This is a genomic window from Methylomagnum ishizawai (genome assembly GCF_019670005.1).
In the GTDB taxonomy this organism is placed as follows: Bacteria; Pseudomonadota; Gammaproteobacteria; order Methylococcales; family Methylococcaceae; genus Methylomagnum; species Methylomagnum ishizawai.
Genome location: NZ_AP019783.1, coordinates 4410511 through 4433127, shown reverse-complemented (window position 1 = coordinate 4433127; position 22617 = coordinate 4410511). Strand labels below are relative to the sequence as shown.

Annotated in this window: 20 protein-coding genes and 1 tRNA gene; 8 read left to right on the top strand and 13 right to left on the bottom strand. The window is 66.0% G+C overall.

All coding sequences use genetic code 11. From position 1 onward, the window contains the following. The first annotated feature begins 31 nt into the window (after positions 1-31). The 4 genes from K5658_RS19970 (at position 32) to K5658_RS19955 (ending at position 5226) form a co-directional block, all read left to right on the top strand. Positions 32-751, top strand: a complete 720-nt coding sequence (locus K5658_RS19970; protein ID WP_221064807.1) for a 4'-phosphopantetheinyl transferase family protein — start codon at positions 32-34, stop codon at positions 749-751. A 63-nt stretch (positions 752-814) separates the two neighbouring features. Continuing rightward, positions 815-2773 (top strand): GumC family protein, encoded by a 1959-nt coding sequence (locus tag K5658_RS19965; RefSeq protein WP_221064806.1) that lies wholly within the window; start codon positions 815-817, stop codon positions 2771-2773. A 105-nt stretch (positions 2774-2878) separates the two neighbouring features. Then, positions 2879-4690, top strand: coding sequence for an ABC transporter ATP-binding protein (locus K5658_RS19960; RefSeq protein ID WP_221064805.1), 1812 nt, complete (start codon positions 2879-2881; stop codon positions 4688-4690). A gap of 248 nt (positions 4691-4938) precedes the next feature. Next, positions 4939-5226: a hypothetical protein gene (locus K5658_RS19955; RefSeq protein WP_221064804.1), complete on the top strand. Its 288-nt coding sequence runs from the start codon at positions 4939-4941 to the stop codon at positions 5224-5226. An 88-nt stretch (positions 5227-5314) separates the two neighbouring features. On the opposite strand, the gene K5658_RS19950 is transcribed toward K5658_RS19955, so the two are convergent. The 6 genes from K5658_RS19950 to K5658_RS19925 form a co-directional block, all read right to left on the bottom strand. Next, positions 5315-5839, bottom strand: coding sequence for a LabA-like NYN domain-containing protein (locus K5658_RS19950; protein WP_085215911.1), 525 nt, complete (start codon positions 5837-5839; stop codon positions 5315-5317). A gap of 6 nt (positions 5840-5845) precedes the next feature. Then, positions 5846-8317: a heavy metal translocating P-type ATPase gene (locus K5658_RS19945; protein WP_221064803.1), complete on the bottom strand. Its 2472-nt coding sequence runs from the start codon at positions 8315-8317 to the stop codon at positions 5846-5848. 18 nt (positions 8318-8335) lie between these two features. Next, a complete protein-coding gene (locus K5658_RS19940) occupies positions 8336-8941 on the bottom strand; it encodes a cation transporter (RefSeq protein WP_221064802.1) in 606 nt (201 codons plus the stop codon). Positions 8942-8987: 46 nt separating this feature from the next. Next, on the bottom strand, positions 8988-9434 hold the full coding sequence (locus K5658_RS23710; RefSeq protein ID WP_246628516.1) for a hypothetical protein: 447 nt from the start codon (positions 9432-9434) through the stop codon (positions 8988-8990). 107 nt (positions 9435-9541) lie between these two features. After that, positions 9542-9718 (bottom strand): heavy metal translocating P-type ATPase metal-binding domain-containing protein, encoded by a 177-nt coding sequence (locus K5658_RS19930; RefSeq protein WP_085215908.1) that lies wholly within the window; start codon positions 9716-9718, stop codon positions 9542-9544. 151 nt (positions 9719-9869) lie between these two features. Beyond that, a complete protein-coding gene (locus K5658_RS19925) occupies positions 9870-10103 on the bottom strand; it encodes a hypothetical protein (protein WP_221064801.1) in 234 nt (77 codons plus the stop codon). Between the two features lie 436 nt (positions 10104-10539). On the opposite strand from K5658_RS19925, the gene K5658_RS19920 reads away from it, so the two are divergent. After that, positions 10540-11955, top strand: a complete 1416-nt coding sequence (locus K5658_RS19920; RefSeq protein ID WP_221064800.1) for a sulfite exporter TauE/SafE family protein — start codon at positions 10540-10542, stop codon at positions 11953-11955. An 11-nt stretch (positions 11956-11966) separates the two neighbouring features. Here the strand turns inward: K5658_RS19920 and K5658_RS19915 are convergent, their stop codons facing one another. The 5 genes from K5658_RS19915 to K5658_RS19895 are packed head-to-tail and all read right to left on the bottom strand — an operon-like array spanning position 11967 to position 16289. Beyond that, positions 11967-13205 carry a tetratricopeptide repeat protein gene (locus tag K5658_RS19915; protein WP_221064799.1) on the bottom strand — a complete coding sequence of 413 codons (1239 nt, stop codon included), beginning with the start codon at positions 13203-13205 and terminating at the stop codon, positions 11967-11969. A gap of 1 nt (position 13206) precedes the next feature. Further along, positions 13207-13911, bottom strand: coding sequence for an energy transducer TonB (locus K5658_RS19910; protein WP_221064798.1), 705 nt, complete (start codon positions 13909-13911; stop codon positions 13207-13209). Beyond that, on the bottom strand, positions 13908-14300 hold the full coding sequence (locus tag K5658_RS19905; protein ID WP_221064797.1) for a biopolymer transporter ExbD: 393 nt from the start codon (positions 14298-14300) through the stop codon (positions 13908-13910). The genes K5658_RS19910 and K5658_RS19905 overlap by 4 nt, the downstream gene beginning before the upstream one ends. Then, positions 14293-15519, bottom strand: coding sequence for a TonB-system energizer ExbB (exbB, locus tag K5658_RS19900; protein WP_221064796.1), 1227 nt, complete (start codon positions 15517-15519; stop codon positions 14293-14295). Before exbB ends, K5658_RS19905 begins: the two co-directional genes overlap by 8 nt. Beyond that, positions 15516-16289, bottom strand: a complete 774-nt coding sequence (locus tag K5658_RS19895; RefSeq protein WP_221064795.1) for a DUF3450 domain-containing protein — start codon at positions 16287-16289, stop codon at positions 15516-15518. Before K5658_RS19895 ends, exbB begins: the two co-directional genes overlap by 4 nt. A gap of 344 nt (positions 16290-16633) precedes the next feature. Between K5658_RS19895 and K5658_RS19890 the strand changes: the two genes are divergently transcribed. Both K5658_RS19890 and K5658_RS19885 read left to right on the top strand, forming a co-directional pair. Then, positions 16634-18847 carry a TonB-dependent receptor gene (locus K5658_RS19890; RefSeq protein WP_221064794.1) on the top strand — a complete coding sequence of 738 codons (2214 nt, stop codon included), beginning with the start codon at positions 16634-16636 and terminating at the stop codon, positions 18845-18847. 214 nt (positions 18848-19061) lie between these two features. Further along, positions 19062-20072 carry a hypothetical protein gene (locus tag K5658_RS19885; protein WP_221064793.1) on the top strand — a complete coding sequence of 337 codons (1011 nt, stop codon included), beginning with the start codon at positions 19062-19064 and terminating at the stop codon, positions 20070-20072. A 55-nt stretch (positions 20073-20127) separates the two neighbouring features. On the opposite strand, the gene K5658_RS19880 is transcribed toward K5658_RS19885, so the two are convergent. Further along, positions 20128-21504: a L,D-transpeptidase family protein gene (locus tag K5658_RS19880; protein WP_221064792.1), complete on the bottom strand. Its 1377-nt coding sequence runs from the start codon at positions 21502-21504 to the stop codon at positions 20128-20130. Positions 21505-21592: 88 nt separating this feature from the next. Then, a complete protein-coding gene (locus K5658_RS19875; RefSeq protein WP_221064791.1) occupies positions 21593-22366 on the bottom strand; it encodes a hypothetical protein in 774 nt (257 codons plus the stop codon). 59 nt (positions 22367-22425) lie between these two features. Between K5658_RS19875 and K5658_RS19870 the strand changes: the two genes are divergently transcribed. Next, positions 22426-22501, top strand: a tRNA-Lys gene (locus K5658_RS19870). The last annotated feature ends 116 nt before the right edge of the window (positions 22502-22617 follow it).

Sequence of the window (22617 nt, the reverse complement as noted above, 5' to 3'; positions counted from 1 at the left end):
AAACGGTTTTGCGGCGACACTTGGAATTTCCATGCCCATATCGGACTGTACCAGCCTCCATATCTGGCGGCACGATTTCACCACCGCTTCCCGCCTGGCTGCCGAGCCCGAAGCCTGCCTCGCCCCCGACGAGCGCGACCGCGCCGCCCGGCTGCGCTCGCCCGGGGGCCGCGCCGCCTTCGTCTGGACCCGCGCCCATCTGCGGGTGTTGCTGGGGGCTTATCTGGGGTGTGGGCCGTTGGATATCGAATTCGAGCAGGGTTCCCACGGCAAGCCCCGCTTGGCCGGGAGCGCGGAGGATCGGGGCTTGGTGTTCAATGTCTCGCATACCCATGGGGCCGCCGTGCTGGCCTTCGCCCGCGACCTGGCCTTGGGCGTGGATATCGAGGCCGAGCGCCCGCACCGCGATTTGGAGCGCTTGGCGGCGGCTTGTCTGGCCCCCGCCGAATTGGCGGTGTGGCAGGGCCTCGCCCCGGAAATCCGGCTTGCCGCCTTCACCCGGCTGTGGGTGTGCAAGGAGGCGTTCGTCAAGGCCACGGGCCGCGGCCTGGCCTTGGGGCTGGCCCAGGTGGCGGTCGATCCGGCCTTGGACCGCTACGGGGCCGTCCCGGCGGAATACGGCCCGGCCTGGGATTGGCGGCTTAAAACCTGGGAAGCCACCGGCTACCGCATGGCCCTGGCCTATCGCGGGCCGGAGCGGACTATCGGGTTTTTCGACTGCGCGGTGGATGGGCCGGGGTTCGGCTTGTAAGCTGCGTTCCAGGCCGGGTAAGGTAATCCCGGAATCCCACCCCATCGCTGCCCAGGAATCTCCATGCCAGCCTCACCCCCCAATATCGAATTCTTCCCCAACCCGCCTTTGATCGAACCGTCCCCGCCACCCAATCGCCGCCGCCCCTGGCTGTTCGGCGGCGTGTTCGTGGTTTCGCTCGCGGCCAGCCTGGGCTATGTCTGGTCGCGGGAGCCGGTGTACCAAAGCACCGCCTCGGTGCTGACCGTCGCGCCCACCGCCATCGACGAAACCTCCAAGATCGATGTCCAGCAAATCGCCGTGCAGCGCCAAACCTTGCTGGATGTTTCCCTGTTGCAGGCGGCGTTGGAGCGCCTGCGCCAAGCCGCGCCCGATCTCAAACCCACCCTGGACGAAGCGCGCGGGATGCTGGAGGTCGATCCGGTGGCCGATACCAACGTGCTGCGGCTCAGCGCCCAGGGGCCGCGGGCCGAGGTGCTGGCGCCCCTTGTCAACGCTTGGATCGAGGCCTATGGCGAGTTCCGCGAGCGGGCCGTGCGCGAACAGAAGACCCAGACCTCCTCGGTGCTGGACGAGGAGGCCCGGCGCCTCGCCGACCAGATCGCGGCCAAGCACCGCCAACTGGACCAGTTCCGCGCCAAGCACGGCATCCTGTCCAAGAACGACGCCGAGAACCAAGCCATCGCCCGCCTCAACGGCCTGACCGCCGCCCTCAACAAAGCCAGCGACGAGGAAGTCCAGACCCAGGCCAAGCTCGACGCCGTGCAGGCCGCCATCGCCAAGGGCGACCCGGTGGTGCCGCCGCGCGACGAGGCCGGGCTGGCGCAATTGCAGTTCAGCGCCCACCTCCTGCGCGAACAGGTCAAGGACTTGGAGCGCAAATACACCCCGCAATACATCAAGATGCAGGCCAACCTCAAGGTCATCCCGGAGCAGTTGGCCCAGGCCGAGGCCGATATCCGCAAGATGATCGACAAGGGCCGCGACGAGGCTTTGAGCGAGGCCAAGCAAGCCTACGCCTCGGCGGCGCAGTCGGTGCGGGCCATCCGCAAGCAGATCGAGGAGCATAAGGCGGACGTGAGCGAATTCACCGCCCGCTTCGCCGAGCAGGCGGCCTTGGAAGAGGAGGTCAAGCGCCTGGAGGAAGTCTATCGCGACACCCAGGCCCGGCTGGCCCAGGTCGAGGCCAAGCCCACCGACCGGCTGCCGCGCTATCAGGTGGTGGAGCGGGCCTATACGCCGGTCAAACCCTTGTGGCCGGATTATGCGCGGGACAGCGCCATCGCCCTGGGCGGGAGTTTGGGGACGGCGTTGCTGGTGCTGTTGATCTACGACTTTTTGACCCGCCGCGAGAAACCCGCCGCCGCCGCCCCGCTGACGATGCCGAATATCAACGTGTATTCGGTGCCCGAGAATCTGATGCTGCAACGCCAAGGCCCGCCGCCCGCGCCGGCCTTGGGCCGGGCCGAGGCCGAGCGCACTCTGGCGCTGGAAAGCCCGTTCCCGCGGGAGTTGGAACTGGCCGAGGTGGCTTTGTTGTTCGAGGCCGCCGATACCGGGGCGCGGCAATTGTTGGGGCTGTTGCTCTCGGGCGTGGGCTTGGAAGAAGCCGCCGCGCTGGGACCGGACGCCGTGGACCTGGCGGGTGGGCGGCTCAAGCTCGGCGGGGCCGCGCCGCGTGAACTGCCCCTGGCCCCGTGCCTCGGGGCCGCGTTCCTGGAAACCCAGGGCCGTCCGGCGTGGTTTGCCGAGACGCCGCCCGACCCGGAGGATTTGGCGGCGCATATCGCCTTCGCGGCGGCGGACGCGGGATTGCCTTCGCCCGAGACCGTGGACGCCCAGGTGTTGCGGCATACCTATATCGTGTACTTGGTGCGGCAGGGCATCCGCTTGGCCGACCTGGAAAAGGTGGTGGGCAAGCTGCCGCTGAAATCGGCGGCGGCCTATGCCCGTTATTCGCCGCCGGGGCAGGGGCTGCGGGCCGATGCCGTGCCCCTGGTCTATCCCGCCTTGTTGGATTGAGATGCCGGGACCGCCCACGTCCATGGGATTCCGCGGGTTAGCCCGGTTTGGGTACTCGCGGGTTCCGGCCTGCGGGTCACGTTTTGCACAGGAGCATGAATAGCGATGACAGCCCGGCGCGGCGATGCCGAACCCCTGGATTGGGCCTATATCCGGGGCGTGGTCAAGGAGCATAGGCGCGGTTTGATCTTCGCCAATGGGGTCGCCATCGGCGCGGCCTCGGCGGCGGTGCCGGTGCCCTTGCTCATGCCCTTGCTGGTGGACGAGGTCTTGCTCGGCAAGCCCGGCCCCTGCGTCTATTGGATGGACCGGCTGTTCCCGGAGGAATGGCACGGCCCGGTCCTCTATATCACCGTCCTCCTGGTCGCGACCTTGCTGCTGCGGCTGGTCGCGACCCTGTTCAACGTGGTGCAATCGCGCCAATTCAGCCTCATCGGCAAGGACATCGTGTTCCGCATCCGCTATCGCCTGATAGGCCGGTTGCGGCGCATCTCCATGGCCGAATACGAGACCCTCGGCAGCGGCGCGGTGGTCACCCATCTCGTCACCGACCTCGACACCCTCGACAACTTCGTCGGCGGGGTGATTTCGCGCTTCGTGGTGGCGGTACTGGCCTTGTGCGGCACCGCCACCGTGCTGGTGTGGATGCATTGGCAACTGGCCTTGTTCATCCTGCTGTTGAATCCGGTGGTGATCTTCTTCGCCCAGGCCATGGGCAAGCGGGTCAAGCGCCTCAAGCGCGAGGAGAACGAGGCCATCGGCGTGTTCCAATCGGCCCTCACCGAAACCCTCGACGCCATCCACCAAATCCGCGCCAGCAACCGCGAACATCACTACCTGGAACGCTTGATCGCCGCCGCCCGCACGGTGCGGGAAACCTCCGCCGCCTATGTCTGGAAGAGCGATGTCGCCAGCCGTTTGAGCTTCCTGGTGTTCCAGGCCGGATTCGACCTGTTCCGGGGGTTGGCCTTGTTCATGGTGGTGTATTCGGACCTGACGGTCGGGCAGATGATGGCGGTGTCGGGGTATCTCTGGTTCATGATGTCGCCGGTGCAGGAGATTCTGGGCTTGCAATACGCGCTGTTCGGGGCCAAGGCCGCGCTGGAACGGCTGGACCGCCTGCAAGGCTTGCAGCACGAACCGGAATATCCCCGCCTCGCCGATCCCTTCGCGGGCAAGGACACGGTGGGCCTGCGTATCCGCGGCTTGCGTTTCGCCTATCCCAACGGCGCGGAGGTGTTGAAGGGCATCGACATGGACATCGCGCCGGGGCAGAAGATCGCCCTGATCGGGGCCAGCGGCGGCGGCAAATCGACCTTGGTGCAGGTCTTGATCGGGCTGTATCCGGCGACCGCCGGGCGGATTTTCTACGACGGCGAGCCTATCGAGCGCATCGGCATGGACGTGGTGCGCGAGCATGTGGTGACGGTGTTGCAGCACCCGGTGCTGTTCAACGACACGGTGCGGGCCAATCTCACCCTGGGGCGCGATACCGACGAGGCGGCGCTGTGGCGGGCCTTGGAAATCGCCCAGTTGCGGGACACCATCGAGGCCGCGCCGGCCGGCTTGGATACCGTGGTGGGGCGGGCCGGGATGCGCTTGTCGGGCGGGCAACGCCAGCGCCTCGCCATCGCCCGGATGGTGCTGGCCGAGCCCAAGGTGGTGATCCTGGACGAGGCGACCTCGGCGGTGGACAACGTGACCGAGGCCCGCTTGTACGATGCCCTGGACGAATTCCTGGCCCACCGCACCACCTTGATCGTGGCCCACCGGCTCAGCGCCATCCGCCATGCCGATAGGCTGTTCGTATTCGAGGAGGGCAAGATCGCGGAGGAGGGGAGCCATGAGGCGCTGATGGCCCGGAATGGGGTCTATGCGCGGTTGTATGGGGCGCGGCGGAAGGCGGTGGGAGAGTAATGCCGTTCTGAAGCCCGGTAGGCCGGTATCCTGGTCGTCCGGGCGCGGTGGCTCCCGGCGGGCTATCCGTCCGCGAAGCCTATTTCTCCCATCGACGATTAGGCGCATGATAGGTGGAGGCGGATTTTCGCCTATTCGAACAGGAAGCGAACCATGAACGCGCAGATGAAGGGCAACAGTCCGAGAAAGGAAAGCAAAGGTAAACCCAAACGCAAACCCAAGCCCACCAAGATCGCGGAGTGAATCCAATGAAGCTCAGGAATACGCTGACCGCGCTTGGGTTGTTCTTGGCGTTGGCGGTGCCGGCCTCTTGCTTCGCGGGCGCCGATCCCTTGGCGGGATTCGACCCGCGCCTGCTGTTGGCCAAGGACGAAGCCAAGTGTGAAACCTGCCTGAAAAAGCTATCGGCGGGTTGCGACAGGGAAAACAAGGTATGCGTCGACAATAACGGTGCCGCGGCTTGCCAAGCCTATTATGAAAAATGCAAGGAAAGCGTGCCCAATCGTTGCGGTGGACCCACCCTGTGCGGTGAATGATCGTCCGCCAGCGATGCAAGCCCCAAGGCCATCCTAGGATCAAGGGCGGAATAGCCGGTCATCCGGCGTATTCCGCCCTTGGATCGGATCAAGAAAAAAACCGCTGGCAATCCAACCCTTCCCCATCGATCAGCACCACCTTGTCCGCCTTCCGCCGCAGCTGGTCGCTCAGCATCACCGACGACGACACCACGGTCACGATCTTCCCCTTCTGCTGCACGATCTCGATGGCCGGGACGTAGTCCTCGTCGCCGCTGACGATGATGGCGATGTCGTAGGCGTTCTCGTAGGCCAGGGCCACCACCTGGCAGGCCAGGTACACATCCACCTGCTTTTCCCGGTGTTCGCCCTGGTCGTTGGCCCGGCGCTCGAACTGCTTCACATAGAAATATTCCTGCCCGTCCAGCCAATCGTAGAAGCGCTGTAGCCCGCCGCCGGTGCTGCTGGAACTGGAACAGACGAAATAGACCTTGATGAGGTCCATCCCAGCGGTGATGGCCTGCACGAAGCCGCTGAAATCGAAGCGCTTGCGGTCGGGGAATTCGCCGCCGCTGAAATTGCAGAGCGACAGATGGAAATTGCTGTAGTCGAGGAAGACGATGACGCGCTTCATGGGAGGTTATTTGCTCTGCAAGCGCAAGGAATTCATCACCACCGACACCGAACTCAGCGCCATCGCCAGCGAGGCCACCATGGGGTTGAGCCGGCCGAAGGCCGCGACCGGGATCGACAAGGTGTTGTAGCCGAAGGCCCAGAACAGGTTCTGCTTGATGACCTTGATGGTGAAGCCGCTCAGTTCCATGGCGTCGGCCACCTTGGTGATATCGCCGTTGACCAGGGTCAGGTCGGCGGTCTCGATGGCGACATCGGTGCCGGTGCCGATGGCGAAACCGACATCGGCGGCGGCGAGGGCGGGGGCGTCGTTGATGCCGTCGCCGATCATGCCGACCTTCGCGCCCTGGAGCTTGAGTTCGTTGACGATTTCCAACTTGCGCTCGGGGCGGGCGTGGGCGATGACGGCGTCGATGCCCACTTGCCCGGCCACATAGCGGGCCGTGGCTTCGGTGTCGCCCGTCACCATCAGGGTCTTGACGCCCAACCGGTGCAGGCGGGCGATGGCCTCCCCGGCATCGGCGCGTGGCCGGTCGGCGATGCCGAACAGCGCCGCCGCTTGGCCGTCCAGGGCGACGAACACCGGGGTTTTGCCTTGCTCGGCCAGGGTCGAGGCGCGGCCTTGCAGTTCGTCGAGGTCGATGCCGGATTCTTCCATCCAGGCGCGGTTGCCGACGAGCAAATCCCGGCCCGCGACCCGCGCCTCCACGCCCCGGCCTGGAATGGCGGCGAAGCTTTCGGTTTGGTACACGGCCCCGCCCAATTCCTTGGCATAGGCCACCACGGCCTTGGCCAGGAAATGCTCGGATTGCGATTCCGCCGCCGCGATCAGCCCCAGCAGTTCGCCTTCGTCCAGTTCCGAGCTATTGCGGAAATCGGTGACGTAGGGCTTGCCTTCGGTGATGGTGCCGGTCTTGTCGAAGATGATGGTGGTGAGGTGGGTGGCGGTTTCCAGGCTCTCGCCGTTGCGGATGTAGATGCCGCGCTTGGCCGCCTGCCCGGTGCCGACCATGATGGCGGCGGGGGTCGCGAGCCCCAGGGCGCAGGGGCAGGCGATCAGCAGCACGGTGATGGCGTTGGCGAAGGCCGTGGTGAAACCCGCGCCCGCCAGCAGCCAACCGGCGAAGGTCAACGCGCCGATGCCCATCACGCCCGGCACGAACACCCCGGAAATCTGGTCCACCAGCTTCTGTATCGGCAGCTTGGACGATTGCGCCTGTTCCACCATGTGGATGATGCCGGCCAGGACGGTATCCGCGCCGACCGCGTCCACCCGCACTTTCAGCGCCCCGTTGCCGTTGACGCAGCCGCCGGTGACGGGATGGCCCGCCTCCTTCACCACCGGCAGGCTTTCGCCGGTCAGCATCGCTTCGTCCACGGTGGACAGCCCCTCGATCACCAGGCCGTCGGTGGGAATCTTCTCGCCGGGGCGGATCAGGATGATAGCGCCGGGTTGGAGAGCATCGACCGGGACGGTGACGATTTCGCCGTCCTCGCGGACCAGGTTGGCGGTGGCGGGTTGCAGGTCGAGCAAGCGGCGGATGGCTTCGTGGGCGCGGCCCTTGGCTTTTTCCTCCAGATAGCGCCCGATCAACACGAAACAGATGATGCCCGCCGCCGCGTCGAAATAAAGATAGGGCCGCTGGAAGAAGATCGAGGCCATGCTGTAGGCGTAGGCCGCGCCCACGCCCAAGACGATCAGGCTGTCCATATTGGCCTTGCGCTGCTTGGCGAGCTTCAAGGCTTTGGTGAAGAAGGCTTTCCCGGCCCAGAACACCACCGGCGTGCTGAGGAGGAACTGCGCCCAGCGCCAGAACGCGCCCATGGGTTCCAGCATGGCGATGGCGGTGACGGGGGCGCTCAAGACCGCCGCCCACACGGCTTTGCGCTTGGCTTCGGCCAGATGTTGGCGCTCCCGTTCCATCAGCAGCTTGCGCTGGGACACGGTGTCCATCGGCAAGGGGCGGTAGCCCAGGCGTTCGACCGAGGCGTAGACCTCCTCCTTGGGCAAGGCACCGCGCACCATGGCGGATTGCGAAGCCAGATTGACGCGGGCGTCCTGGATGCGCGGGTCGCGCCGCAGCGAAATCTCGATCAACAAGGCGCAGGAAGCGCAGGTCATGCCTTCCACGGCGAAGCTGACTTCCTTCACCTCGCCAGAGGCTTCGGTGCCGCCGCCGTCGGGCCGGGGCGCGGTTTGGCCTTGGCCCAGGTTCGGGATCACCGCGTCCAGCAGGGTCAGGAGGTTGGCCCTGGGCAAGCGGGCCGGGTCGAAATGCACCACCACCGAGCCGATTTCCGGCACGGCGCGGACTTCCCTCACGCCGGGGCGCTTGCGCAGCAGGATGTCGAGGATATAGCTGCGCTCGAAATCCTTGCGGAGCGCGGGAACCAGGATACGCACCCGCCGCCGTAAGGCGTGTTCGATGCGGTAATGCCGGGGTTGGAAACCGACCGGCTCGGGGCTGGCGACGGCCATGGGAAATCCCCTCGTGGGTTAGGTGGGCTTGGGCAGCTTGGCTTGGACCGAGAGATAGATCAGGTAGAAGGTCGCCATCCATTCATAGCGGTGGCGCCAGGGGTTCGGCAGCCACAGGTAGAGGATGTGGTGCCAATGGATTTTGATGAGGTAGAGCATCAGGAGGTCGTTCATGAACTCCGTCACCCAGCGCGGGCGGCGGTTCATCGCCTTCAATCCGGCCTGGGCCAGGATGCCCAGGGCTTGGGTGGTTTCCTGGGCCTCCTGGGCTTTTTGCCGGAACCAGCGCTTGAGCGCGGAACCTTCGGCGGGCCGGGCTTGCACGGCGCGTTCGGCGGTGGCGCGGGCCGCGCAGCAGGCGGGTTCGGCGGGTTTCCCGGCCAGTTCGCCGATCAGGGCGTGGAGCTTCCGCACCACGGCGGCGAAGTCGCAGACCGTGGCGAGGTAGCGGATCGATAGCTTCCTCTGGCGCTCGCGCAGTTCGACCCGGTAGATCCCCTCGATGGCTGTAAGGCCAGCGACGATATGCCCGCCGGCCTCGGGGGCGCGGAGGGATTCGGGGAGATCGAAGCGCAGATGGCCTTCCGAACGGTGGCGGAGTACGACGTGTTGTTGGATCGACATGGCGGGCGGGGCGGCTAGGGATCGATGGGAGGAAGGTCGGGCGGGTTTAGTCCGCCGCCGGTCCGGCGGCGTCGTCCTGGTGTTCGTGGCATTCGGCCACCAGGTCTTCCAGGTTTTCCTTCTGGTGCAGGACGAAATCCTTGCTCTTTTCGCTGGCCTGGAGGGCGGTGGCGATGATTTCCTTGCGGTACTTGTGCGCGAAATAGCCCGCGGCCACGCCCAGGCCGAAAACCACCAAAGGATGCTTGGCCAAAATGCTCATGAAACTGCTCCCGGATTGTGTTGTCGTCGCGGCCACGGCACCGCCGGCCATGGCGGCTCCCGTGGCGATAGTGGCGGTCGCTTTGGGCATACTCGCCATCATGTGTCCGGCATGATCCATCATGTGTCCGGCGTGCTCCATCGTCGCGGCCATGCGCTGGGTGCCATGACCCATCGCGGCGTGATCGACGGCGGTTTTGGCGGCCTTGGCCGCTCCATGTACATGTGCCATGGTGTCCCTCTGTATAAGCTTAGGGGTGGAGGGTCGGAACCGGCCACCACCTGGATGGCCGGATGCATTGGCGGGCGATTATAGGAGTCCGCGAGCGTGGGCGGCAATCAGGCGGCGGGGGCCGCGGGCGGCTCGTCCACGATTTCGGACTCGTGCAGCATCCGGTAGATACCCAGGCAGCCTTCGCAGCAGAAGCGTTTCCTGCCCTGGACGGTGAAGACTTCGTAGCCTTGGGTTTCCACGGGCAATTGGCAGAGGTCGCAGGCGTAGGGAGTATCGCTCATGGTTCCGGTCTCGTTGGGGTAAGGTGTGTGCAAGCATAGCCGCTGCGGGGCCGTGGGAGAAAATCCGGGCCATAAAAAACACGCCTCCCGAGGGAGGCGTGTCTTCGCGGCGGCGATGGGGGGAACCGCCGCAGAACCTTGGGTCCGGGGGTCAGTGGCAATCGAAACTGGCCGGCACGGTGTCGCCCTGGTTCTTATTGCTGACCACCCGGCTGGAAGCCCGCATCAGGGCGATACGCACGGCCCCGGTCAGGACCGCGTCCAGCCCTAGGCGGGTGGCGAAGGCCGGCAACAGGATGAGGGAAGCGAACGCCAAGCCCGTGCCCAACAGGAGCGTGGCGGAATTGGTTTGCTGGGCGATGGCCAGGGCTTTGGTGGTTGCCATATCGATAACCTCATCGAACTGTTGAAATGGGGGAAATAAAGCATTGCGCCCTATCTACAAGCTTCGTGCCATGCCGGAAAGCACTTATTTCCCAGGGGTTCGGTCCGCGCCGCATGGAATCCCGCGCGGACGGGACGGGGCAAAGCCCATAGCCCCTGCGTGATATGCCGCACACCGTCCCATCGCCCACTGTCGGCGGCGGTGGGCATGGCGATCCACGAACCCAGGCATATATCATGCTCCGCCCATAGGCCCGCCGGACCGGGCCGTTCGCGTCGAGGTTCCCGCCGGACCGGGCCGTTCAGATCGAGGTTCCCGCCGGACCGGGCCGCTTGTATACAATAAAAAAGACAACCCACCGCTATGGCGTCGCGTCCCTGGCCCGGTCCTGACAGGCGGCTGCGGCGCGGTCCCATCCCGACTCCCTTGAGGTTCCATGAGTACGAGCCCCGACACCCAGATTTCCCCGAGCCGCCCCAAGGCCCCGCGCTGGACCGCCTTCCGCGCCGCGCTCTACCGCGCCGTTTCGATCCTGTCGATCCTGGTCGGCATCGTGGCGCTGCTCAACCTCGACGCCCTGCTCGGCGGCCATCCCGACCTGCCCATGGCCGGGGAGCAATTGAGCTACGCCTTGCTGTTCGTCGCGGGGATTTTCACCGGCTTCCATTGCGTCGGGATGTGCGGCGCCCTGGTGGTGGGCTATACGGTCAAGGCGGCGGCGGGGAGCGGCGGTTCCAAATACCTCACCCATCTCTACTACGGCCTGGGCAAGACCCTGTCCTATACCGTGATCGGCGGGTTGTTCGGAGCCTTGGGGGCGGTGGTGACCTTCACGCCGTTCATGCGCGGGGTGGCGGGGATCGCGGCGGGGATTTTCCTGCTGGTTTTCGGGCTGGCGACCTTGAACCTGTTTCCTTCGCTCAGCCGCTTCCGCATCAAGGTGCCGGGCTTCGTGATGCGCCACCTGGGACAGGCCTACCGGCAGAACAGCAACCCCTTCGTCATCGGGCTCCTGAACGGACTCATGATCATCTGCGGTCCCTTGCAGGCCATGTATATCATGGCGGCGGGGACCGGCAGCCCCTTGGACGGGGCCAAGATGCTGTTCGTGTTCGGCCTCGGTACCCTGCCGATGATGATGGGCTTCGGCCTGCTCGCCAGCGCCCTGTCCAAGCAGTTCGCGCCCAAGATCGTCAAGGCTTCCGGGGTGATCGTGATCGGGCTGGGGGCCATCATGCTCAACCGCGGCCTCGCCATGACGGGACAGGGCCATGATTTCCATGCCCTGGCGGCCCGCTGGTGGCCGGGCGAACGGAGCGTCGCCGAGGCCCCGGCGATGGCGGAGGAGGCGCAGGTGATCCATATGGCGGTGAACCGGGAGGGCTTCGTGCCCAGCCAATTCACCCTGCGCAAGGGCGTGCCGGTGCGCTGGATCATCCAGGGCGAGGCCTTGGACTATTGCAACCACCGCATCGTGGTGCCGGGCCTGGGGCTGGAGTTCGACGTGCATCCCGGCGAGAACGTCATCGAGTTCACCCCCAGCCAAACCGGGATGGTGCCTTGGGGTTGCTGGATGGGAATGCGGCAGGGGGCGTTCCTGGTCCACGAACAACCCGCCGCCCCGCCGGTGCTGAATCCCCTGGCCGCGCTCCACGACCATGGTCCCGGCGGGCATCAATCCCATGCCCAGATGGCCGGGCACGCGGGCCACGCGGGACATGGGGCGGCCCATGAAGACCAAGGCCACGGCGGACACGACCACGCCGCCGACGCGCCGCCGGAATGGATGCGGGCCTTGTTGGAGAAAAGCGCGGCGGCCATCGACGCCCTGAGGCGCAATCTCAAGCCCTGAAAATGCCGCGCTCAGTGGCTGTCGTGTGGGGCGTCCCGGTCGAGGTGTTTCAGCCATTGTTCCGCCGTGGCGCGGAAGCCGGGTTCGGCCCGCGCCTCCGCGAAGGCGGCGCGGGCCAAATCCTTGCGGTCGAGCCGGTAGTAGGCCATGCCCAGCAACAACCGGGCACCGCCCGGATGCTTGAGTCCGCCACGGGCCACGGCGAGTTCCAGGGCTTGCCGCGCCTTGGGCCAGTCGCGCAGTTCGCTGTAGGTCTGGCCCAGCCGGTAGCGGACCTCGCCACCATCGGCCAGGACCGCGGCCCGTTCCAGGACCGCGGCGGCTTTGCGCAATTCGTGGGCCTGGGTCCAGCTCTCGGCCAGGAGTCCCAGGTGGGCGGCATCGGCCTCCACCCCGCCCCGCCCGATTTCCTCCTGCAATAGCTCCGCGGCCCGGCTGTGCAACCCCCGGTGGCGCAACGCCTGGGCCAGTTGCACGATGTCGGTGGACGATTTCAGCATCCCGAGCTTGTACATCAATTGCCGCACGGCCAGGGCCTCGCCTTCCTGCCCGGCTTCCTGGTAGACGCCGATCAACTGGTTCCAGTACCGGGGATCGCCGGGTTCATGGTCGATCAGGGCGGATAGGGCCCTGGCGCAAGCGCCGAGATCGTGGGCGGCATGGTAGAGGGCCGCCCGGAATTGATACCACTCCGGCTTGGGCTGGGGCGAGCGGGCGATGGCCAGTTCGGCCAAGCGGGCCGCTTCGGCGTATCGCCCGAGCTTGGCCTGGGTTTCGGCGAGCAGGAGGCAAGGTTCGGGGGCCGGGGCGGGCGTCCGTTCCAGCCAGGCCGAGAGCGCCTGGGCGGCCGGGCCGTAGCGTTCCGCCGCGAATTCGTACTGCCCCAGTTCCAGCCAGGCCTGGGTGGTTTCGGCGGGGGCCAGGGCTTGGGTATCCAGGGCGCGGCGCAGGGCTTCCGCCGCGGGCGCGTAGTGCTGTTGCATCCCGTGGAGGTTGGCGAGGTTGCGCAGCAGCAAGGCCAGGGCGGCGGGATTGTCCTTGAGTCCGGGCAGGAGCGCCTGGATTCTGCGTTCCGCCTCGGCGTAGGCGGATTGGGCGACCAGGGACTCGATGGCCTGGAATTCCCGGTAGGTTTCCGGGGGAACCGTGGGCGCGGCGGCGGGTTCGGCGTGGTGGTGGGCGTGGGGGTCTCCGGGTTCGGTCCAGGCCAGACCCGGAACCAGCGCGAGCAGCAGCAAGGCGCGTCTCATATTATTGGTTCAGCTCGAATTTCAAGGTCTGCCCCGCCCGGCGGCGCACCGCCTTGCCGTTCTCCGTGGCGGGCCGGAACCGCCATTGCGCCACCGCCGCCAGGGCGGCTGCCTCGAAGACGCCGACCGGGTCGGCCTTTTTCACCTGGGCGTCCACCACCGTGCCATCTTCCAGTACGGTCAGTTCCACCCGCACCCAGCCCTCGATTTTTTTGCGCCGCGCTTCCAGCGGATAGGTGGGCGGCACCCGCACGATGGGGGTGGGCGGGCTGTCCCCGGCGTCGAAACCGGGCACCGTCCGCGTGCCGGGCGCGGTGGGCAGTGCGGTCCCGCCCGCGGACCCCTGGGTTCCCGCCGGGTTCGGCATGGCGGGTCCCTGATGGCCCATGGCCGGACCTAGTTTGGGGATGTCGAAGCGGGGTGCGCCGCTCCCGCCGGGCAGCGCCATGGGGGGCGTGGCCTGGGGTTCGGGCGGCATGGCCGGGGCGGGTTCGGCGGCGAACTCCGGCGGCGGGGGCGGGCTTGCCTTGGCGGGCGGCGGCGCTTCCTCGGCGGGGGGCATCAGGCTGACTTCCCAGCGTGGCGGCTCCGGTTCGGGTTCCGGGGGCGGACGGTGCCAGAACCACCACAGCGCCAATCCCGCCAATAGGCCATGCGCCAGCAGCGATAGGGCGAATCCCCGCAGATATCTTTGGCCGTCGGTCATGCCCCCGGCCCGGTGTGTTCGACTTGCAGGCTGACGCGGGGGAAGCCGTTGCGCTTGACCTCGTCCACCACCCGCACGAATTTTTCCAGGACGATGGCGCTGTCGGCGCTGATGACGACCTGTTTGCTTTTGGGATAGGGGGCCAAGGTCTCGCCCAGGCCGTCCAGGAAGATTTGGGTCTTGCCCAGGTAGAGCGTGCCGTCGGCCTTGAGACTGAGGATCAGGGGCGTTTCCGGGCTGGGTTGCTCGACCTGCCGGGCCTCGGCCAAGTCCACCGGCACCTCCCCGGTGGCGATGAAGGTGGCCGTGGTCAGCACGATCACCAGCAGCACCAGCATGACATCCACCAGCGGGATGACGTTGATCTGGTCGAAATCGCGGTCATCCATGGCGCACCTCGTGGGCGGCCATCAATTCGCGGATGCGGCGGCGCAGCGCGTTGTTCAGCACCACGCAGGGGATGGCCACCAACAGGCCGATGGCGGTGGCCTTCAAGGCGGTGCTGAGGCCGAGCATGATGCTATGCACGTCCATGCTGCTTTTCTCCGTGCCCATGCGGTGGAAGGTCATCATGATGCCCAGCACGGTGCCGAGCAGCCCGACATAGGGGGCGTTGGCGGCGACGGTGCCGATCACGGTCATGTGGCGGGTGAGTTCGGTTTGCAGGACCGAAGCCTTGGGATAGGCGGCCACATCGACCCGTTTGAAGAATAGCCAGCGCTCGACCGCCACCGCCAGCGCCCACACGCTCGCCAGCAGCAGGACACCGAAGATGGCCAGATCGACCTCGTTGCTCAACAGGCCGCGCAGGCTCTTGGGGAGCCAGCCCAGTCCTTGGGGCACCTGGGCGGCGAGGTCCAGCAGCGTCCCCCTGGAAGGATCGACCGCCGCCAAGACCGGGCCAGCGCCCGCGTGTTCCAGGTTTGCCGCCAAGGCCAGAGAGTCGCGTTCCGGCTGGCGCGGGGGTTCGACCAGTTTGCCGTAGTCGGGAACGTAGCGCAGGTATTTGCCCCCGGCCACCGCCGTGAAGGGACCGATCCGGCGGATGGTGCCCGTCCGTTCGCTGCCCGCCGCGTCGGTGAAGAGGCCGGTATAGGCGACCACCTTGCCGGATTCGTTCATTTCCTGGAGGACGCCGAGCCATAGCCCTTCCAGTTGGGTCAGGCCGGGAATCTCCTTGCCCAGCACCAGGGGTTCCAGGGCGGCGGCGCGGCCTGGATATTGGGCCGAGACCAGGGATTCGGCGAGGTCGGATTTGAACTTGCCGGAGAACTCGCGGACGGTGCCGAACAATTGGTTCAGCTCGCCGCCCTTGGTTTTGAGTTCCAAGCCCATCGCCTTGATCCGCGCCTCGTTGGCGGCGAAGGCTTCGCGCAGGGCCTTGCCCTCGGCTTCGGCCTGGGCCAGCGCCGCCTGGGTGTCCCTCAGCAGTTTTTGCTGTTGGTTCTTATCGGCCAGGAACCGGGCTTTGCGGTCCTGGTCGGCCTGGGCTTCGCGGGCCTGGGATGCTTGGACCTGGCGCACCAGGTCGTCCAACCCGCCCGCCGGGGCCGGGACGGTCCAGCCGCCGAGCAGCGCCATCAGCGCCAAGGTGCGTAGCGGCTTCATCGGGCGGCCTCCGGGGCTTCGACGGCAATGGGCAGGAGTTCCGGGGCGCTTTCCTTGCGGGCGACGGCCAGGGCCAGCCCCACGGGTTTGTTGTATTCCCTGGGCAGGACTTGCCAGCGCCGGGCGCGCGCGTCCCAGACGCCGGTCTCGCCGCCGTCCAGGCTTTGGTAGAGCAGGGCCACCCGCCCGACCCGCAAGAAATCCACCATGCGGGCCGGGGCGGCACCCGGCTTGAACTCGGCCCGGTAGGCTTCGGTGGTCTTGCCGTATTGGTTTTCGAGTTGGTAGGCGTCCAGCACCCGGCGGAATTTCTCGGCGTCGTCCACATCGGCCCGGTCCATCAGGCTTTTCAATTCGGCCATCCGCCGCGCCCGCTCCCCGGCCAGGAAGGGCCGGTCCAGTTGGACGAAGCGGTCCAGCGCTTCCACCATCCGCAACATCAGGGGCACGAGGTCGCGGCGGATGCCTTCGATGCCGTCCAGCTGTTTTTGCAGCGAGCGCTTTTCTTCTTCCTGGGATTCGACCAGCCGCCGCAGATGGGCGTTGTAGGCGGTGATCGCCTCGGTTTTGCGCAGGGCTTCCCGGTATTCGTCGAGCATTTTCCGGGTCTGCTCGCCGAGCTGGTCGATGGCGGCTTGGGCGGCGGCGGCGGCTTGGTTGGCTTTCAGCTGTTGTTCCAGGGCTTGTTCCAGCGCCTCTTCGGCCTGGGCCGGGACCAGGGCGGTCGCCAGCAGCAGGGCGGGGAATGGGGATAGCGGTATGCGGATCATGGGGCGATGTTTGTCTCGGACCGGGAGTGCCGCCAGTGTGGCGAAGGGTGACAGGGCCGAGCAAATATTGAGCCACGGACCCGGACCGCCCTGGGCCGGATTCCGGGGCCAGGAGTTCCGGGCCGCGCGGAGGGTCCGCCGCCGGACCGCCCAGCGCCGGCGGAGGTGTGTGATATCGCGTAGGCTTGGGTCCGCGTCCATGGGGTTCGCGGGCCTACTGGGCGGGACATGCCGTGTTTAGCACGATTATTGCCCTATCCGGGGGTTCTTCGGGCAATCGCGCCCGGCGGGTTCCCGCATTACCAGCACGGGGTGGCAGCGTGTGTAACGCCTACGAAAGCAAAATGATCTTGGGGTTGAGGGCGCTGGGTGGTTTGGCGTTCTTGGCCGGGTCCGCCGGGGTCCTCGCGGCGGACGACGTGGTGGAGTTGGACGAAATCACGGTATCGGGCCGGGCGGAGGCGGAAATCCTCGGGGCCAGCACCCTGGACGCCGCCGGCCTCGCCAGCGGGCAGGCCACCGGCAACGACACCGCCGGGCTGTTCAAGGATATCCCCGGCGTCAGCCTCGCCACCGGGGGCGGGGTGTCCAGCCTGCCCACCGTGCATGGCTTGGCCGACGACCGGGTCAAGGTGGTGGTCAACGGCATGAACATCAGTTCGGCGTGCAGCAACCACATGAATCCGGCCCTGTCCTATGTGGCCCCCGCGGCGGTGGGCAAGGCCACGGTGATGGCGGGCATCACCCCGGTCAGCCAGGGCGGGGATTCGGTGGGCGGCACCATCAGCGTCGATCCCCTGGCCCCCGAATTCGCCTCGGCGGAACAGGGCACGCTGACTTCCTCCAAATTCGGCAGCTTCTACCGCAGCATCAACGACAACGTGGGCGTGAACGCCAGCACGGCCTACGCCACCCCCGACGCCAGTTTGGAATACAACGGTTCCTGGAACCGGGCGCGGAGCTACAACACCGGCGACGACGGCCCGCAGGTCGTCCCCTCGCAGTTCGAGACCACCAACCACAGCCTGCGCGGCGCCCTCAAGACCACCAGTGGACTATGGACCGCCGATCTCTCGGGACAGCACCTGCCCTACCAGGGCTTTCCCAACCAGCGCATGGACATGGTCAGGAACGACGCCATCCTGGGGGGGCTCAACTACGAGAACGACTTCGCCTGGGGCCGCTTGGACGGCAAGTTCTATTACCACCAGACCTGGCACACCATGGACGCCCTGCCCAACCGCAAGGGGGCCACCATGCCCATGGAATCCGACGGCACCGACCTGGGCTACCGGCTGCGCGCCCATATCGACCTCGCCGCCCGGCACACCCTGCATGTCGGCAACGAATTCTTCCGCCAGACCCTCGACGATTGGTGGCCCGGCGACGATTTCTATCCCCAGGATTTCATCAGCGTCAACGGCGGCCAGCGCAACCGCATGGGCCTGTTCGCCGAATGGGAGGCCGATTGGGACGAACGCTGGACCAGCATCCTGGGGCTGCGCAACGACACGGTATGGATGGACACGGGGTCGGTACATGGCTACGACAACAGCTTCGTCAACGCCTTCTGGGCCGACCAGTTCAACGCCGCCGACCACGCCAAGACCAACGTCAATTTCGACGTGACGGCCCTGACCAGCTTCGCGCCCGACGCCACCAGCCGCTACGAACTGGGCTTCGCCCGCAAGATGCGCGCGCCCAACCTCTATGAACTTTACGCCTGGACCGGCGGCTCGCAGAAATCCATGATCAACTGGTTCGGGGACGGCAATGGCTACCAGGGCAACCTGCAACTCGGCTCCGAGACCGCCTACAACTTTTCGTTCACGGGCGCTTGGCACGACGCGGAGCAAAAGGTCTGGTCGGCCAGCGTCTCGCCCTATTACACCCATATCGCCAATTACATCTGGGGGCAGGTGGACAGCATCGGCCGCGACGGTTTCCGGGGCATGCACTTCGTCAACATCCCCTACGCCGACCTGTACGGCGTCGATGCCTCGGGCCGCTACAACTTCCTGCCCGAATCCCCGGCGGGGGGCTTTGCCCTGCGCTTGTCGCTGGCCTATGTACGGGGCGTGGGCAAGGATGGCGGGCGGGGCCGTCCCTGTCCCTACGCCAACGCCACGCCCGGCGGGAAATACCTGTGCGAGGCGGAAGGCTGGTCGTTGGAAGGCTACCAAGCCCCAGACAAGGTCAACCTCTACCACATGATGCCGCTGCACGGGACCCTCGCCCTGGAACACACGCTCGACAGCGAATGGGGCCGTTTTTCCAACTCCCTGGGCGTGGAACTGGTGGACCGCAAGACCACCGTCGCCAAGACCTACAACGAGCCGGTGACGCCGGGCTATGTCCTGTTGAACCTCAAGGCGGGCTACCAGTACAAGCAGGTGAAGCTGGAACTGGGCGTCGATAACCTGCTCGACAAGGCCTATTTCCATCCCCTGGGCGGCGTGTACATCTACGCCACCCGCTTCCCCTATTCGCCCAACCAATTGCCCGCCGTGCCCGCCATGGGTCGGTCGGTGTTCGTGTCGGTGGGGGTGGAATTCTAGGGCGGCGGGGCTGTTGCGGCGGCGATGGATCGTTCATGCGCCATATCCCGCGATTTTGCGGGATCGGACACATAACCATGCCATCCATACGGTTGTTGGGATGGAAGACGCCGCGTGCGATGCCTGAGGATGCGGTCCGGTGGCATATAGTTTGAGTGATTTAGTGCGAACTAATATGCCTATGCGGGGATTCCCGCGAATCGGGAGAACGACAATGAAACTCGGAAAACTGGCCTGCGCCTTCTTGGCCTGCCTCGCACCGGCCGCGGCGGGGGCCGCCGAAATCTACGGCGGCAACGGCATCGGCTTCAGCAACAACACCGTCAATCCCGGCACCGGTGCCTCGCCCACCGGGCCATGGGTGGCCAACATCGTCTTCAGCAAGTTGGATGCGAAAAAAGGCACCGCGGCCACCCTCAAGACCGGCGACAACATCACCCATCCCGACCAGGCGGCGGACGCCGCGAAGAACAGCCTCACGCAGATCGTGCCGACCCTGAAATCGATGTCCTGGTGCGACACCGACAATGTCAAGACCTTGATGGCGGATGCCGGCGGGGTCGATGCCGGCAAATGCTACGGCTGGAGCATGCATTCGCGCTGGGTGGTGCTGGACCTGAACGCCTTACAGAAAGGCGGCATGGGCAATGTCTGGGTCTCCATCACCGCCAAGCGCTACGACGATGGCGATGGCGTCGCCACCGAGGACGATCTGGTCCCCGCCCTCTCGGTGTTCGAGGGGCGGCAGGATGCGGGGATACACCTGCACTGGTATCCCAGCCAGTTGCAAACCTCCCCCAAGTTCTGGGCCTGGAAGCTCGCGCCCTTCAACGGCAAGGCCAGCCAGAGCAATGGCTGGGCCACGGCGTATCTGGCCCAGGGCAGCCTGGATTCCGCGAACGTGACCGGCAAGTTCAAACTCCGGCCCGGCGGGCAGAATTATTTGAGCGTGGCGGTCGGCGGCGACGCCAAGGACCCGGACAACAAGCACGATGTCAATTTCCTCCTGGAAGTGGCCGTCAGCAAGAAAAAGCCCGCCTCGGCCTCGAACAGCGGCAGCAACGGGGGGGCGGGCGGCATCGACAAATGCGGATGCGAGATCGGCGTCACCCAATGGCATCCTTCGATGAACCATTGCATGGCGATAGCCCAATGCACCCCGCTCGCGGGCACCGCCGACCAGTGCAAGACCCCCGAAATGTGCGAAAAGGACGGCGGCAGGTAGCGGCCTTCCCATCCGCCCTCCCCGGCACCGGACGGGCCGGGCAGGGCGGTGCGGTTTACTTCGAGGTCAAGCGCTGCGGTTGGGGCGGCATGATCTTCCCCTTGATGTCCAGGTCCAGCAGCATCTGCCGCGCCGCCGCCTGGGCGCGCTTGGCGTCCTCGAACGGTCCCGCCAACACCCGTTGGTTGCCATCCGGCAAGGCCACGGCCCGCGCCGGAATCTGCGGTCCCATATGGTTCAGCACCGCCGCCGTGCGCTGGGCGGTGAGCGCGTCGCCGCTTTCCAGCGCCTCGACATACCAGCCGTCGTGGGTCGGGTTCCGCGGCACCGGCGGCTGGCCGTAGAGCTGTTCCGGCAGTGTCAGCGGCACGGCTTGGCGGGCCAATTGCTCCACGCCGGGCGTATGCGCGAACACCGGCACCGGAATCCCCCGCGCCTCCGCCACCGTGGCCTCGATCTTGGGCCAATCCAGCGCGTGGCCCTTCTTCTCTATTTCCTTCAGCTTGGCCTGTAGCGTGGCCTGGAGCGCCTTGGCGTTCAATTCCTCGTGCGGTTCGTGGGCTTCGAGATAAAGCTGGCCCTTGTGCCAACCCAACAGATAGGGCTGGTTGACGATCCGCACCGGGGTTTTCACCGGGGTCTGCCGGTACAAGAGGTCGATGTTCTCGGGGTAGAGCCGCAAACAGCCGTTGCTGGCCCTAAGGCCGATGGCGTAGGGCTTGTTGGTGCCGTGGATGAGATAGCTGGGCTTGCTCAGGTACATCGCATACGCGCCCAGCGGATTGTCGGGACCGGGCGACACCGCCGCCGGCAGTGGGTCGCCGCGCTTTTCGTGGTCGCGGCGGATGGATTCTGGCACGTACCAGACCGGCTTCTCGGCCTTGCGGGCCACGTACATGTCGCCGGTGGGAGTCGAGCGGCCTTCCTTGCCGATGCCCACCGGATAGGTGACGACCTCGCCGCCCTTGCCGCCGTACAGGAACAAGCGCATCGCCGCCAGGTTGACCACGATGCCCTTGCGCGGCGCGTCCGGCAGGACGAAGCGCAGGGGCAACACGGCGCGGCTTCCCGCCCTGGGCACCCACATGTCGAGGCCGGGATTGGCGGTGCCGATTTCCTCGTAGCCCAGGCCGAAATGGCGGGCGATATCGGGCAGGGTGTCGCCGTCCCGGACCTCGACCACGCCGAGCTGGCCGACGATATTGTCGTCCTTGGGCAGCGCGAACCGATGGCGGGATAGGTCGTGGACGGCGGGATTGGCTTCGGCTTCCTGTTCCAGGGGTTCCGGCGGGGAGTATTCGCCGAACGGCAGGAGCCAGGAGGCGCAGCCGTTCATCAAGGCGGCGAAGCCGAACAACAAGGTCCAGCGTAACCAGGGGGCGGCCACGGGCCGGTGGTCCGGTCCGGGGTGGGCAAAGGCGGTATTCGGCATGGTTCGCGGGGCTCCTGACCAGAATGCGGGATGGGAACGGCGGTATGAGCAAGCGCCGCGCCAAGAGGGTCCGCCGGGGCGGGCGGATTCAGTCCTGCCGGGCGGCGGTTTTTTCATCTTCGGGACGGCGCAGTTTGCGGTAGTCGATGGCGATCTTGAGCCCGACGAAGCGGCCCGACAACCGCACCAGTTCGTCCTTGGCCGGATCGAAAAACAGCTTGGCCTCGGCCAGGCGGCGCTTTTCGTAATCGGGATCGACCGGGGTGGTTTGGGCCTTGAAGCGGTACAGCAGGACTTGGAGTCCGTCCTGGGTGGCGCGCTCGGTCGGTGGTCCCAGCGCGTCGAGGATGGCTTTCTGGCTGGGCAGCTTCCCGGTCAGTTTGGGCAAATCCTCGGGGTCGACCTTCAATTGCTGCTTGCCCTGATCGACCTTGCCCAGCCCCAGCGAGCGGATCGAGGCTTCCAGGAATGCCACCGGGGCCATTTGCAGGAACAGGGGCGGAAAATCGAAGGCGCTCAACTTGCCGTCCTGGGTGAAACTCATGGCGAAGATCAAGCGCTGGTCTTTTTGAGGCTGCGCCGCCGGGTCGTGGGCGAAGTCGAGGAACCAGCGGTAGCCCTGGGGCAGGATGCCGACCCGGCTGGGCTTGAGTTTGGTCAGGTCGGTGAAGTCCTCGCTGAGCAGCACGGGGTCGCGCAGGTGCAGGATGAAATGCTGGTCGGCGACTTCCACCCGGAAATGGCGGTCGAACTGGGTCAGTTGGTTTTTGAGCTCCAATAGCCGCAGCCAGACGCAGCCGCTGAGGGAGAAGGCGAGGAGCAGGGCGAGCCAAGGCAGGGGGCGGAGTCGGAGCGATGACATGGTGGATGGCAAAGGCTTGAACAATGGGGAGGGCGTCATTATAATGCGCGGCCTTCGAGGGGTCGTTAGCTCAGTCGGTAGAGCATTGCACTTTTAATGCAGTGGTCGCTGGTTCGAATCCAGCACGACCCACCATGAATATCAAAGCCTTGCGGGAAACCGCAAGGCTTTTTTCATTATGCGGGTTTCACGCCGCGTGAAACCCCGTTTACTTCACGGCCAACAACCTCGGCGCGTCCCGTAGCGCCGCA

Coding starts and splice junctions, on each gene's coding strand:
- K5658_RS19970 (WP_221064807.1), top strand. CDS start 32: ATGCCCATATCGGACTGTACCAGCCTCCATATCTGGCGGCACGATTTC.
- K5658_RS19965 (WP_221064806.1), top strand. CDS start 815: ATGCCAGCCTCACCCCCCAATATCGAATTCTTCCCCAACCCGCCTTTG.
- K5658_RS19960 (WP_221064805.1), top strand. CDS start 2,879: ATGACAGCCCGGCGCGGCGATGCCGAACCCCTGGATTGGGCCTATATC.
- K5658_RS19955 (WP_221064804.1), top strand. CDS start 4,939: ATGAAGCTCAGGAATACGCTGACCGCGCTTGGGTTGTTCTTGGCGTTG.
- K5658_RS19950 (WP_085215911.1), bottom strand. CDS start 5,839: ATGAAGCGCGTCATCGTCTTCCTCGACTACAGCAATTTCCATCTGTCG.
- K5658_RS19945 (WP_221064803.1), bottom strand. CDS start 8,317: ATGGCCGTCGCCAGCCCCGAGCCGGTCGGTTTCCAACCCCGGCATTAC.
- K5658_RS19940 (WP_221064802.1), bottom strand. CDS start 8,941: ATGTCGATCCAACAACACGTCGTACTCCGCCACCGTTCGGAAGGCCAT.
- K5658_RS23710 (WP_246628516.1), bottom strand. CDS start 9,434: ATGGCACATGTACATGGAGCGGCCAAGGCCGCCAAAACCGCCGTCGAT.
- K5658_RS19930 (WP_085215908.1), bottom strand. CDS start 9,718: ATGAGCGATACTCCCTACGCCTGCGACCTCTGCCAATTGCCCGTGGAA.
- K5658_RS19925 (WP_221064801.1), bottom strand. CDS start 10,103: ATGGCAACCACCAAAGCCCTGGCCATCGCCCAGCAAACCAATTCCGCC.
- K5658_RS19920 (WP_221064800.1), top strand. CDS start 10,540: ATGAGTACGAGCCCCGACACCCAGATTTCCCCGAGCCGCCCCAAGGCC.
- K5658_RS19915 (WP_221064799.1), bottom strand. CDS start 13,205: ATGAGACGCGCCTTGCTGCTGCTCGCGCTGGTTCCGGGTCTGGCCTGG.
- K5658_RS19910 (WP_221064798.1), bottom strand. CDS start 13,911: ATGACCGACGGCCAAAGATATCTGCGGGGATTCGCCCTATCGCTGCTG.
- K5658_RS19905 (WP_221064797.1), bottom strand. CDS start 14,300: ATGGATGACCGCGATTTCGACCAGATCAACGTCATCCCGCTGGTGGAT.
- exbB (WP_221064796.1), bottom strand. CDS start 15,519: ATGAAGCCGCTACGCACCTTGGCGCTGATGGCGCTGCTCGGCGGCTGG.
- K5658_RS19895 (WP_221064795.1), bottom strand. CDS start 16,289: ATGATCCGCATACCGCTATCCCCATTCCCCGCCCTGCTGCTGGCGACC.
- K5658_RS19890 (WP_221064794.1), top strand. CDS start 16,634: ATGATCTTGGGGTTGAGGGCGCTGGGTGGTTTGGCGTTCTTGGCCGGG.
- K5658_RS19885 (WP_221064793.1), top strand. CDS start 19,062: ATGAAACTCGGAAAACTGGCCTGCGCCTTCTTGGCCTGCCTCGCACCG.
- K5658_RS19880 (WP_221064792.1), bottom strand. CDS start 21,504: ATGCCGAATACCGCCTTTGCCCACCCCGGACCGGACCACCGGCCCGTG.
- K5658_RS19875 (WP_221064791.1), bottom strand. CDS start 22,366: ATGTCATCGCTCCGACTCCGCCCCCTGCCTTGGCTCGCCCTGCTCCTC.